Here is a 12888-nt window from a genome sequence, read left to right as displayed (position 1 = left end):
TGACGTCCACGAACAGCGAAGGCTTGCATGTCCACCTCGCTCCACCTGCTGGCGGATGCCCCGGCCCAGCTCCTGCCGGCCCGGGAACTCATGGCCTTCACCCTGGCCTCTCACATCATCCTGGTACCGCTCGGCGTGGCCTTCCCCTTCATCACCCTGGTCATGCACTACCGAGGGCTGCGCCGCAAGGACGCCACGGCACTGCTCCTGGCGCGGCGCTGGTCGGCCGTCATGGCCGTGCAGTTCGCGCTCGGCATCGTCACCGGCACGGTGCTCTCGTTCGAGTTCGGTCTGCTCTGGCCCGGCCTGATGGGGCGGTGGGGTGATGTCTTCGGCATCGGATTCGGCGTCGAGGCCTGGGCGTTCTTCCTGGAGGCCGTGCTCATCGCCATCTACCTGTACGGATGGCGGCGGCTGAAGCCGCGGACACACTTCCTCCTCGGGCTGCCCCTGCCGTTCGCCGCACTGCTCGGAGCGTTCGGCATTCTGGCCGCCAACTCCTGGATGAACACGCCGCAGGGCTTCTCGCTCGACTCCCGGGGCGACCCGGTCGACGTGAACGTCTGGAAGGCGATCTTCACACCTATGTTCGGTCCGCAGTACTGGCACTTCGTCGTGGCGATGGTTCTCACCGCGGGCTTCGTGGTGGCCGGGGTCTACGCGATGGGCTGGCTGCGCGGCCGCCGGGACCACTACCACCGGCTGGGCTTCGCCGTTCCGTTCACCATCGCCGCCGTCGCCACCCCGGTGCAGTTCGTCCTCGGCGACTCCATCGCCCGGTCGGTGTTCCACAAGCAGCCGGTGAAGTTCGCCGCGATGGAGATCGTCTGGAAGACCGACACCCGGGTGCCGGAGTACCTCTTCGGGCGCCTGAACGAGGACGGCACCGTCTCGGGCGGCATCAAGATCCCCTTGCTCGACTCGGTGCTGGCCGGGTTCAGTCCGGACACCGAGGTGGTGGGACTGACGTCCGTCCCGGCGGACCAGCGCCCCACCGCGACGCAGGCGACCATCGCCCACTGGGCCTTCGACATCATGGTTCTGATCGGATCCGCGCTGGTGCTGCTCGCCCTCTGGTACGGGTTCGTCTGGTTGCGGCACCGCCGGCTGCCCGCCTCGGCGTGGTTCTACCGATCTGCGGCCTGTGCTGGCGTGGCCTCCGTGGTGGCCGTCGAGTGCGGCTGGATCGCCACCGAGGTGGGACGCCAGCCCTGGATCGTGTACCAGAACATGCGGGTCGCCGAGGCGGTGACGTCGACTCGCTCCACCACCCTGTGGATCATGCTCGCTGTGGTGATGGTCGTGTACGTGTTCCTCTTCGGCTCGTTCCTCGTGGTCCTGCTGAAGATGCGCACGCGGTGGCGCCTCGCCGACCGGCAGCAGGACGCGGCGGGTACGGGCCGTCCGCCGGAGGACGACCTGCCCTACGGGCCGCGAGCTCCCCTTCCCGTGGGAGACGTCCCTCCCGCCGGAGACGGTGCCGGCCGGCACGGGGGTGACCGCTTGTGACGGCCGACCTCATCGCCGTGGTCCTGCTCCTGGCCGTGACCGCGTACGCCTGCGCCGGTGGCACGGACTACGGGGCCGGCTTCTGGGATCTGACCGCCGGAGGGACGGAACGCGGTCGGCGCCCCCGGTGGCTCATCGACCACGCCATGGCTCCCGTATGGGAGGTCAACAACGTCTGGCTGATCTTCGTTCTCGTCGTCATGTGGACCGGCTTCCCCGTCCTGTTCCAGACCGTGTTCTCCGCGATGTGGCTCCCGCTGGCCCTGGCCGTCGTGGGCATGGTCCTGCGGGGTGCCGGATTCGCGCTCCGCAAGCCCTCCCGCCGGCTCGCCGGCCGGCGTCTGTACGGCGCCGTGTTCGCCACGGCCTCGCTCGTCACGCCGTTCTTCCTCGGTGCCGCCGTCGGCGGCGTCGCTTCGGAACGCGTCGCTCCCGGCACCGAGGCCTCGGCCGACATCTGGACCAGCCCCACCTCCCTCGTGTTCGGGCTCGTCGCCGTCGCGACCACGGCCTTCCTCGGCGCGGTGTTCCTGACCGGCGACGCCCGCAGGTTCGACGCGCCCGATCTGGTCGGCTACTTCAGGCGGCGGGCGCTGTGCGGACTCGCCGCACTCACCGTCCTCGCGGTGGTCACCGGGTTCGTCACCCACGAGGACGCCCCCTACGTGTGGCACGGACTCACCCACGGCCTGGGGTTGCTCTTCGTCGTCGTGGCCGGGGCAGCCGCCCTCGCCACCCTGGTGATGCTTCTGCGGCCCCCGAGCATCTGGACGCGTGTCACGGCGATCGGTGTCGTCGCGTCGGCCGTCATCGCCTGGGGGATGGCCCAGCGCCCCTATCTGCTTCCCACCTCGCTGACCGTGGCCGACGCCGCGGGCTCGCCCGCCACGCTGACGTGGCTGGCGGTCGTCACCCTGGTGGCCCTGCTGCTCGTCGTGCCGGCCGTGGTCCTCCTCTACTGGCTCGACAGCCACGGTGAGCTCGAAGAGCTCACCGACGCCGAACTGCGCAGGGGGAGCGGTATCACGGGTGACGGTGCGGCACCCGACCTCTGATCGCCCGTTCACCTGCGTTCTGGACGCCCCCACGACCGGATTCAGAGGAAGGAAGCCGCTGTGACCGACGACGAGATCCTTCTCGGACTCGCCTTGACGGTGGTGCTCGCCACCGGTTCGCAGATCCTGGCGAGCAAGCTGCGCGTCCCCGCCCTCATCATCCTGCTTCCCGTCGGGTTCGCCGCCGGCGCGATGACCGACGTCATCCACCCGGACAAGCTGCTGGGCCCGGACTTCTCCGCGATCGTGTCGCTGTCCGTCGCGGTGATCCTCTACGACGCCGGTCTGGGACTCGACCTGCGCAAGCTGGCCCGCCACACCCGAGGAATCGTGGGGAGGCTGCTCGTGTACGGCGTGCTGCTCACCTTCCTCGTCACCGGGACGGTGGCGCCGGCGCTGTTCGACATGCCCCTGCGCGTGGCCGCGATGCTCGGCATGATCCTCGTCGTCTCCGGGCCCACCGTCGTGGGGCCGATCCTCGACTTCGTACGGCCGAGCGACAAGGTGCGGCGCATCCTGATCTGGGAAGGAACCCTGACCGACCCGATCGGCGCCATCCTCGGCGCGCTCACCTTCCACGCGGTCGCCTCGTCGCACCGAATCGACATCGGCCGGGGTTACCAGTTGGGCCAGTTCATGCTCAGCCTCGCCTTCGGGCTGGCGGGCGGGGTCGTGGCGATCGCCCTGCTGTGGTTCACCCTGCGCACCCTGCGGCTCGGCGAGACCCTGGGAACACTGGCGCAGCTCGCCATCGTGATCGGTGTGTCGGCGGGCTGTGACATCGTGCGGGACGACACGGGGCTCATCGCCGCGATCGTGGCGGGCCTCGCCGTCTCCAACATCCGTGGTTTCGACATGCCCGCGCGCCGCCCCTTCCTGGAGACCCTGGTCCAGCTGATCATCGGACTGCTGTTCGTCTCCATCTCCTCGACCGTCACCCCGGCGTCCCTGGTGCCGGTGCTGCTTCCCGCGCTCGGCCTGATCGCGATCCTCGTCCTGGTGGTCCGCCCTGTCGTGGCCTTCGGCGCCGCGGCACGCACGGACCTGTCACGCGGCGAGCGCGCCTTCGTCGGATGGATGGACCCACGCGGGATCGTCGCGGCGGCGACGGCCTCCGCCTTCTCCGCCGGCCTGGTGGAACGGGGAGTGCCCGGGGCGGCGAAGGTCCTCCCCGTCACCTTCCTGGTGATCGTGGGGACCGTTCTGCTCTACGCGCTGACGGCGGCGCCGGTGGCCAGACGGCTGGGGGTCGTCAAGGAGGAGGGCGTCCGTGTCCTCCTGGTGGGTGGCGAGCCGTGGGTGGTCGACCTGGGCAGGGCCCTGCGGTCCGCCGGCCTCGACGTGCTGATGTGGGCGGGACTGGACGAGGAAAGGGAACAGATCAAGCGGGCGGGCCTTGAGCTGGCCAAGGGCGATCTGCTGGCCACCGCCATCAATCCCGGCGCTCGTCTGGAGGGCGTCACGGCCGTCTTCCTGGCCACCGACGACGACGACTTCAACGCGCTCGCCTCCATCGTGATGCAGGACAACGTCGAGGGTCCCGTCTACCGGGTGGGGCCACCGCACGACAGCCACGGTGTGGTCGCTCCGTACACCGGCGGCGACATCCTCTTCGGCCACTCCCTGGTCCGGCACGTCCTCGCGGAGCGCTACGGACGGGGCGCCCGGTTCCTGGTTCAGCCGGCCGCCGCCCCGCTGCCGCCGGAGTACGACACGCTCTTCGTGGTGCGGGCGGACCACCGGCTGGACCCCGTCACGGAAAGACGGAAGACCGTGCCCCAGGAAGGTGACACCGTCGTCCTCCTCGGGCCCGCGCCGACCACGACGACCGCTCCCCCGCTCTGAGACCTCGCTCCGCGGCTCCGCGGCCTACGTACCGTCACCCCGCAGCATCGCGTCCAGGGTGATCGCCGCGTCGATCAGCGCCAGGTGCGTGAAAGCCTGCGGGAAGTTGCCCAACTGCCTTCCCGTCAGGTCGATCTCCTCCGAGTAGAGCCCCAGATGGTTGGCGTACGTGAGCATCTTCTCCAGCACCAGTCTGGCCATGTCGGTGCGTCCGGCCCGGGCCAGGGCGTCGACGTACATGAACGTGCACAGGGAGAAGGTTCCCTCGGAGCCGCGCAGCCCGTCGGGCGACGCCTCGGGGTTGTAGCGGTAGACGAGGCTGTCGCTGACCAGCTCACGTTCCATCGCGTTCAGAGTGGACTTCCACATCGGGTCGTCGGGGGTGATGAAGCCGACCGTCGGCATGCGCAGCAGCGAGGAGTCGAGCACGTCGTCGCCGTAGTGCTGCACGAAAGCCCGCTTCCCCGGGTCCCAGCCACGGTCGTACACCTGTGCGTAGATCTCGTCCCGCGCGTCGACCCAGCGTCCGCCGGCCGCGGGACGGCCGTCGTCGTGGGCGATCCGCAGGGCACGGTCGAAGGCCACCCAGGACATCACGCGACCGTAGGTGAAGTCCTTCCGGCCCCCGCGCGTCTCCCAGAGCCCTTCGCCGGGCTGGTCCCAGTGATCGACCAACCAGTCGAGCAGGGTGTGCAGGGCCTTCCAGCCACCGTGGTCGAGATGCATGCCGTGCTCGTGCGCGAAATAGATGCTGTCGAGCGCCTCGCCGTAGATGTCCAGCTGGAGCTGGGTCGCCGCTCCGTTGCCGATGCGGACCGGTGCGGAGCCGCGGTATCCCTCCCAGTGGCCGAGGGTCTCCTCGACCAGATCGGCCGAGCCGTCGACCCGGTACATGATGTTCAACGGCCCCGAAGCGTTGTCCTGACCGGCCTCCTGCTTCACCCGGTCGTGCAGCCAGTTGATGAACGCGGACGCCTCTTCCTTGAATCCCATGCCCAGCAGGGCGTACACGGAGAAGGACGCGTCACGGATCCAGGTGAACCGGTAGTCCCAGTTGCGCTCCCCGCCCAGTTGTTCGGGGAGCCCCGCCGTAGGTGCCGCGACCAGGGCGCCGGTCGGTGCGTAGGTCATGAGCTTCAGCGTCACGGCCGAACGTTCCACCGCCTCCCGCCAGCGGCCGGAGTAGGTGGACTGTCCCAGCCAGGAGCGCCAGAAGCGGACCGTCTCGTGGAAGAGGCGCTCGAACTCCTCCGGACGGATCTCACGCGGGGGCCCACCGGGGGCGGATTCCATGACCCAGCCGCGCTGTTGGCCCGCCCGCAGGCTCAGGGAGAAGCGCAGGTCGTCGCTGTCTCCCGGGATGATGCTCAGCAGCCGCTCGTCCTGCGGCTCACGGACGGCGTGGACGGCCAGGTCCAGGTCCTCCGAGGTGAACAGGGCGCCGTGCTCGGAGATGTGGAGTTCGTGCGGCTTGCGGCCGTAGTCGAAGCGCGGAGCGATCTCCCCTTCGAACGTCATGCTGCCGCGTACGCAGCGAAGCATGCGGACGAGACGATGCCGGTCCGTCGCGGTGGTTCCGGTCACCGGCATGAAGTCGACGACCTCCCCCGCCCCGGCCTCCGTCATGAAGCGCGTCACCAGGACGGCCGTGTCCGGGTGGTAGAGCTGCTTGGTCGTGTACGTGTCGGCGGCCGGCCGCACGGTGAAGTGGCCGCCCTTCCGCCGGTCGAGCAGCGCGCCGAAGACGCTGGGCGAATCGAATCGCGGGCAACAGAACCAGTCGATCGTCGCATCCGTCGTCACGAGCGCCGCGGTCTGCAGATCACCGATCAGACCGTGGTCCTCGATCAGGGGGTAGTCCTCCATCGCGGGCCCCTTTCAGCCCCGGTCGACCGCATGCGGGCGCCTGCGCGCCGGAGTGAGGTGGACCGGACGGCACCCGATCAGCTTAGGCCGACGGTGTCGCTCCGTCCTGGCGAGAGGGTGACGCGGGGTGACGACGCCGCCGCTGCGCGCGGGTCCGGGTATCGCCCTACCGTGAGGTGGAGCGGATCCCGTGAGGTGGAGCGGATCCTTCGAGGGAGCCCGCCGTCACGTCCTGCCTCACGAGCACCTGATTCCTCCCGCGAAGGAGCGTGGCATGGGTGTCATGACGTCCTGGGCGGACAGGTTCCGGTTGCGGCAGTACGTCAAGGCCAGCCTGTGGATCGTGCCGATGATCGGTCTCGTCCTAGGCGCCCTTCTCGCCGAGGCCGCCCTCGCCGCCGACAGCGCGGACCGGCCGCCGAGCGGCTGGCACTACTCCGCCACGACCGCGAGCGGCGTGCTCACCGCCATCGTGGGCGCGATGGTGGCGCTGCTCGGGTTCGTCGTCACGATCGGCGTGCTGGTGGTGCAGCAGGCCACGGGAACCCTCTCCCCCAGGTACATGCGCCTGTGGTACCGGGACCGGCTGCAGAAGGCGGTTCTGGCGACGTTCACCGGGACGTTCGCGTTCGCCTTCTCCCTGCTGCGCAGCATCGAATCCGCATCGGTCCCCGACCTCGGGGTCACCCTGGCCGGCGCCGCGGTGGCCGTGAGCCTGGTACTCCTGCTCATCTATCTCAACCGGTTCACCCACAGCCTCCGGCCGGTGGCCATCGCCGAGTTGGTCGCCCACATGGGAGAGACCGTCTTCACCGACGGCGCCGCGGCGATCCGCGGCGCCGCGCCCCGCGGAGCCGGAGCCGTACCGTCCGACGGTTCGGTGCTGCAGATCCGTACGGTCCGCGGCGGAGCCGTTCAGGCCTTCGACGTACCCGGTCTGATCGCGGAGGCGGCCCGCCACGGGTGCGTCTTCGTCGTGACCCGGCTGATCGGGGACTTCGTACCTCCCGGTGCCGTGCTGGTGGAGGTCCGCGGGGGCACGTCCAGGCCCGACCCGGAGCGGGTGAACAGCCTTGTCGCCCTCGGGGCCGAGCGCACGATCGAACAGGATCCCGCCTTCGCACTCCGCGTCCTCGTCGACATCGCGATCCGGGCCCTCTCGCCCGCGGTGAACGACCCCACGACCGCGGTGCAGGTCATCAACTACATCGAGCGCTTCCTGCACACGGTTGGAAACACGCGGCTCCCCGGACGGTACGTCCTGGCCGACCGCGACGGGGACGCCCGGCTCGTGCTCCCGGGCCGGGACTGGGACAACTACCTCGAACTCGCCGTCTGCGAGATCCGTGACTACGGAGGCTCGTCCGTGCAGATCTGCCGGAGGCTCCGGGCCATGCTCGACGGCCTGCTCGACGCCCTGCCGCCATCGCAGCACTCCGCCGTGCGCACGCAGTCGCGTCTTCTACGGGAGACGGTCGAACGCGAGTTCACCGACCCGGCCCGCCGGGCCGTCGCGGAGCAGGCCGATCACCAGGGCATCGGCGGGCGGCAGAGTCCTGGAGGGGCGTGGGGCACGGACGCGTGACGCCGACCGTGTGCGACGTCATCCCCGGCAGGTCGAACCGGCCGTCAGTACCGCGGGAACGCCACTGGCGTCGGAGCCGGCCCCAGTGTCGTCGTGCCAGGTGGTGAGCGGTGGCCAAGCCCCGTACGGTACGCGTCCAGCGCGGCCTCGGTACGGCCGCCGCGGCGCAGCAGGTCACCCAGCAGACGGCACAGATCGGCGAGGTCGCCGCTCGCGCCGCTGCGCTCCAGCAGCCCAAGCGCCATGACGTAGTGCTGCTCGGCGGTCTCGCTGTCCCCCCGCTCCTCGGCGATCAGCCCGAGCAGTCTGTGCGCACCCCCCGCGTGCACCGCGCCGTGCCGGTCACCCGGCTCAAGAAACGCGGAGAGCAGGTCCGACGCCTCGCCGTGCCGCCCGAGCCGCCGGAGGACATCGGCCAGCTCCACCTCCACGTGCGCGGTGAACAGCGTCGCGCGTCTGACGCTCAGCATGTCCCGGGCGGCACGCAACTCCTTTTCAGCTGAAGCCAGTTCGCCGTTCTGAGCCTGGACGTACCCACGCATCCAGTGGCAGTGCGCGAGATCGGTCCGCAGGCTCAGCTGCTGGTAGATCGCCTGCGCCTTGGCCAGTGAGGCGTCGGCGTCCGCCGTGCGCCCCTCGGCGAGGAAGGTGCGGGCCACCTGCCGGTGCATGCCCGCCACCAGCGCCGGGTCGTCGACCTGCGGAGCCAGCGCCAGGGCGAGCTCGGCGGCGTGCGCGGCACGGGCGTGGGCGCCCATGTCCATGTACGGGCCGATCACGGCGGCGTACAGGATGACCAGCGCCTCGGGGTCGGCCAGACCGCTCGCGCCGAGCTCGTCGATGGTGGACTCGAGGAGGTAGCAGGCGTAACGCAGCTCGCCGGCCAGGAGGTGCGCGACGGCACGGCCCCGGATCGCACGTGCGCGGCGGGGCAGCGGCTCTTCGGCGAGGAGCCGCTCTGCGGCCTGGAAGTGCCGTCCCGCGTCGACCAGTTCACCGGTCTCCAGGGCACAGTCGCCGAGTCCGAGCAGCGCCTCGGCCTGCTCGGCCACGAGGCCGAGCTGCTCCGCGTCGGTGAGCAGGCGCCGGTAGCGCGCGGCGGCCTCCTCCGCGGTCCCGGTGGCCAGCTGCCGGCGCGCGTCGACGAGAGCGAGCCTCAGCTCCGTGGCGAGGTGCGCGGGCCTGCCGGTGGCGAGCTCCTCGTACGACGTACCGAGCCGATCCGCCAGGAAGCGCAGTGCGGTCTCCGAGGGCCTGACCTTGCCCGACTCCAGCGTCGAGACGTACGCGGGGGTGTACGACGGTTCAGCCAACTGCCGCTGTGTCAGACCGCGTTGCGCACGCAGCCGCTGCACTCGGCGGCCGATCGTGGCCGGATCGTCCATGTGGACCCCCTGGTTCGTGAACTGCCCAGTATTCAGAAGCAGTAGGCATTGCGCACGCCCTCGCCCTCCCTCTAGGTTAAGCGACTCGTTCAGCACATTTATTGATGCACTTAACTCGCCTGGCAAGGGGCTGATTTCATGCGTTCAGCACGACGCGGAGCCATGGCGGTCGGAGCGGCCGTCGCCCTCACGGCCGTACTCGCCGCCGCACCCGGCAGCGCCGCCGCGGACCCGACGGCACCCGCCACGGCCGGTGTCGAGGTCGAGATACCGGGGCCGGAACACGGGACGTTCGCCGGCTCCGGTCACACGCGTGTACCGCCGGAGGGCCGGAACCGGACGGTCTCCCGCCTGACGTCGACCGAAGCGGCCGCCGACGGCGAGGTGACCAAGATGGTCGACAACGGCCCGACCGCCGACCGGCTCGACATCGTCGTCGTCGGAGACGGCTACACCGTCGCCGAACTGCCCCGCTTCCACACCGACGCCCAGCGGAAATGGGCCGAGCTGACGGCCGTCGAGCCGTACGCCACCTACCGCAACCTCTTCAACGTCTGGACCGTCGACGCCGTCTCGAACCAGTCCGGCGTCTCCGGCGACCCCTCTCCCGACACCCTCCGGGACACGGCCCTCGGCTCGTACTTCTGGTGCGACAAGATCGAGCGGCTGCTCTGCATCGACCAGGACAAGGTCGACGGATACGTCGCGAAGGCGCCGGAGGCCGACCTGGTGCTCGTCCTCGCCAACAGCACCAAGTACGGCGGCGCGGGCTACAACGAGCCCAGCGAGACCCTCGGCTACGAGGGCATATCAACGGCCTCGGCGGGCAACGAGAAGTCCGGCCAGGTCGCGATCCACGAGACCGGCCACTCCCTGGGCAAGCTCGCCGACGAGTACTTCTACCCCGACTACCCCGGCTACGAGCGGTACCTGGGCCCCGAGCCCGCCGACTCCAACATCACCACCCTCACCGCCGACGACATGGCCGACCGGGGCACCAAGTGGCACCGCTGGCTCGGTGAGCAGTCTCCCGACGGCGGCACCGTCGGGACGTACGAGGGCGGCGGCTACTACGTCACCGGGCTGCGGCGCCCCACCGAGGACTCCCTGATGCGCTCCCTCGGCAAGCCCTTCAACCTGCCCGGAGTGGAGGCGATGATCGCCGGCTTCTACCGCGAGGCGCGCATCGCCTCCCCCGTCACGGCCTCCGATCGCACGCTGCGCACGGGCGACACCGCCAAGGCCCTCGTACCCCGGCTGACAGGGGCGGACGGGCGTCAACTCACGATCCGCTGGTATCTGGACGGACGGGAGATGAAGTCTCTCGCGGGCCGTACCGAGGTACGGGTGTCCGACCTGGCCCTGCGGCTGCTCGACCTTCGGAGGCACACACTGTCCCTCACGGCCGAGGACCGTACGCCCTCGGTACGGGACCGCGGCATCGCCCGGACGATGAGGTCCACGGTCAGCTGGACGGTCCGGCTCTGACGGCCACGGCGGCGCGGGTGGGGTACCGCTTGCCTCGGGCGGGCTGCGGACCATACTGGTCGGGCCCTGATCGCCCACCGAACGGTTCCATGGCCAAGAACAGCGTTTCATCGACCACCGTCCCCGACACCGCCTGGCTCGGGCGTGGGCGTCACCTCGGGCCCGAGCCCGAGCGGGACGTCCGGCGCAACCTGCTCGCTCTCAAGGCGGCCCGGGTGATCGACGACTTCCTGGACCTCGACCCCGTGGAGGCGGCGCGTTCCACCGACCTGTACCCCCGGGACGCGTCCGCCGACCCCGGCCCGTCCGCCCGACGACTCTTCGAAGCCCGCTGGCGTGTGGCCGACGACGTCACGGTGCGCGCACAGCTGACCACGTACGAGCCCGAGTCCCGCCGCGCCAGAAGCGAGGGGGTCTCCTGGGTCCTCGCCGCCGAGGCCGAGCGGGCGTGGGAGGCGAGCTGGCCCTCACCGGCCACCGTGTTCTGGCCCGACAGCGACCAGGTCGCCTGGGACCACGAGTCGGTGCCCGGCGTGCGTCTGCGGACCACGAACCACCTGCCGAAGGACGACGACGAGCTGCGCCGCCTGCTGCGGGCCTGCACCCGGCAGAGCTGGTTCATCCATGTCGTGGTGCACGAGGCGATGACGCCGGACGCCCTGGGACGCCGGCCGGTCACGGCGTTCCTGCCGCCGAGCCTGCGGCACCGGGTGGTCGAGCACCGGGCCACGCCGGACCAGGCGCTGATCGCCGACTTCGTGATGAAGCGTGAGCTGGGTGTGGGGATACCGCGCGGCGGCGCCGTCATCCTGCCCCCGACACCGCAGGCCCCCGAATACGACGCGGAGCACTTCACGATTCGCGATGTCTTCCTGGACGGCACGGAACCCACCAAGCTGCTGGACAAGATCGAGGAGTTCGCCTCACGGCCCCAGCCGATGCCGGCCGACGCCGAACAGGTCCTGACACGGTTGCGCCAGGGCTGGCACCTGCTCACCACCGCCGAGGAACTGGAGCACGCCCGGGCCATGGTCACCAGGTACGCCAAGGCGCTCGAAGCCATGACGGCATCCTGCGACCTGTACCGGGAGGCCGCCGAGTCGGCGCTCGACGCCCTCGCCGAGGCGAACAGCGGCGACGGCGCCCCCCGGACGGCATCACCGGCGGCGGCCAAGGAGGATCCCTCGCCCTGGAAGACCCTCACGAAGACACTCGCCCGCTTCCGGGGCCCGAACCCCCAAGCGCCGGACACGGAGGCCCAGCAGCGTCCGCACGACCGGTGAGATGTGCGGGAGGACGGACCGGTCACGCTCCGACCTCCCCGGGGTCCGCGCCCCACAGGGGTTGCTCATGACGACCGAGCCGGCCCTGTGGGGCCGGCTCGGCGGATACCGCGGGGATCGGCGTGTCAGTTCGCGTTCACGAGGTCGTGGGCGGGGACGGTGACGGTCCGCCGGCCGGGGGTGCCGCCGAGGACGACCTTGCGCAGGGCGCTGTTGTTGGCGAGGTTGGTCTCCTTCAGCCGCTTGGCCGGGTTGGCGAGGACCTGGATGTAGTAGGTGCCGTTGGGCAGGTCCGTGATGTCGAAGGACTGTCCCGGCAGGTCCTGCGTGTAGGTGTCACCGGAGCCGACGTCCAGTACCTCGCGGACGGAGATGGAGTTCTCCTGGCCGCAGGCGGTGGACAGGTCGGTGTTGTTCGGGTGCCAGTTGGCGTTCTTCACCGTGTAGTCGACGGCGTCGGTGTTGGCGAGGCAGAAGGCCTCCTTGCCACTGCGGACGGCTTCCTTCTGGTCGGCCTTCAGCAACCGGTAGCTGGCGAAGTCGGTGAAGTGCCAGTGCACGTGGCCGGGGCGCGGGTCCCACTCCATGGTGCCGGTGGGGGTGTAGCCGACCTGCTTGCCCTGGGCGTCGTAGAAGTACTGGTAGGCGTCCATCGTGGGCTTGCCGGGCGAGCGGAAGCCGTCGACGACGAGCTGGGCCGGGCCGGCGTTCCAGACGTTCGCGCTGAAGGCGAGGTAGTCCTTGCCGGGGATGTCCTGGGGGCCGCCGTCACTGATGGTGATGCCATAGGCCGGCAGGGACCGCAGGTCGGGCTTGGGGACGTTCGGCACGGACGGGGTCCCGGTGGGGCGGGCGGGCCGGGGGGCGAGGGC

The 12888-nt window shown here is 70.3% G+C and carries 9 protein-coding genes; 6 read left to right on the top strand and 3 right to left on the bottom strand.

Annotated features, from left to right (window positions below; genetic code table 11):
• The first annotated feature begins 27 nt into the window (after positions 1 to 27).
• Genes AOK00_RS27155 through AOK00_RS27145 form a run of 3 tightly spaced genes read left to right on the top strand, consistent with a single transcriptional unit; the run spans position 28 to position 4409 of the window.
• On the top strand, positions 28 to 1509 hold the full coding sequence (locus AOK00_RS27155; protein ID WP_055602892.1) for a cytochrome ubiquinol oxidase subunit I: 1482 nt from the start codon (positions 28 to 30) through the stop codon (positions 1507 to 1509).
• On the top strand, positions 1506 to 2564 hold the full coding sequence (locus AOK00_RS27150) for a cytochrome d ubiquinol oxidase subunit II (protein ID WP_055602891.1): 1059 nt from the start codon (positions 1506 to 1508) through the stop codon (positions 2562 to 2564). The genes AOK00_RS27155 and AOK00_RS27150 overlap by 4 nt, the downstream gene beginning before the upstream one ends.
• Before the next feature lie 60 nt (positions 2565 to 2624).
• Complete coding sequence (locus AOK00_RS27145) at positions 2625 to 4409, top strand: cation:proton antiporter (RefSeq protein WP_055602890.1); 1785 nt, start codon at positions 2625 to 2627, stop codon at positions 4407 to 4409.
• 24 nt (positions 4410 to 4433) lie between these two features.
• On the opposite strand, the gene AOK00_RS27140 is transcribed toward AOK00_RS27145, so the two are convergent.
• Complete coding sequence (locus AOK00_RS27140) at positions 4434 to 6275, bottom strand: glycoside hydrolase family 15 protein (RefSeq protein ID WP_055602889.1); 1842 nt, start codon at positions 6273 to 6275, stop codon at positions 4434 to 4436.
• A 274-nt stretch (positions 6276 to 6549) separates the two neighbouring features.
• On the opposite strand from AOK00_RS27140, the gene AOK00_RS27135 reads away from it, so the two are divergent.
• Positions 6550 to 7860 carry a DUF2254 domain-containing protein gene (locus AOK00_RS27135; RefSeq protein ID WP_079042217.1) on the top strand — a complete coding sequence of 437 codons (1311 nt, stop codon included), beginning with the start codon at positions 6550 to 6552 and terminating at the stop codon, positions 7858 to 7860.
• A gap of 44 nt (positions 7861 to 7904) precedes the next feature.
• Here the strand turns inward: AOK00_RS27135 and AOK00_RS27130 are convergent, their stop codons facing one another.
• Positions 7905 to 9245, bottom strand: a complete 1341-nt coding sequence (locus tag AOK00_RS27130; RefSeq protein WP_055602888.1) for a helix-turn-helix domain-containing protein — start codon at positions 9243 to 9245, stop codon at positions 7905 to 7907.
• A 138-nt stretch (positions 9246 to 9383) separates the two neighbouring features.
• Here AOK00_RS27130 and AOK00_RS27125 point away from each other — a divergent pair, with 138 nt between their 5' ends.
• Both AOK00_RS27125 and AOK00_RS27120 read left to right on the top strand, forming a co-directional pair.
• Positions 9384 to 10733: a M64 family metallopeptidase gene (locus tag AOK00_RS27125; RefSeq protein ID WP_254047517.1), complete on the top strand. Its 1350-nt coding sequence runs from the start codon at positions 9384 to 9386 to the stop codon at positions 10731 to 10733.
• Between the two features lie 89 nt (positions 10734 to 10822).
• Positions 10823 to 12016, top strand: a complete 1194-nt coding sequence (locus AOK00_RS27120; RefSeq protein WP_055602886.1) for a hypothetical protein — start codon at positions 10823 to 10825, stop codon at positions 12014 to 12016.
• Positions 12017 to 12141: 125 nt separating this feature from the next.
• On the opposite strand, the gene AOK00_RS27115 is transcribed toward AOK00_RS27120, so the two are convergent.
• Positions 12142 to 12888, bottom strand: a 747-nt coding sequence (locus tag AOK00_RS27115) for a lysyl oxidase family protein (RefSeq protein WP_254047516.1), incomplete at its 5' end; no start/stop codon positions are given.

The sequence above is a fragment of the Streptomyces aureus genome (assembly GCF_001418135.1).
In the GTDB taxonomy this organism is placed as follows: domain Bacteria; phylum Actinomycetota; class Actinomycetes; order Streptomycetales; family Streptomycetaceae; genus Streptomyces; species Streptomyces aureus_A.
This window is presented reverse-complemented; position numbering and strand designations above follow the sequence as displayed.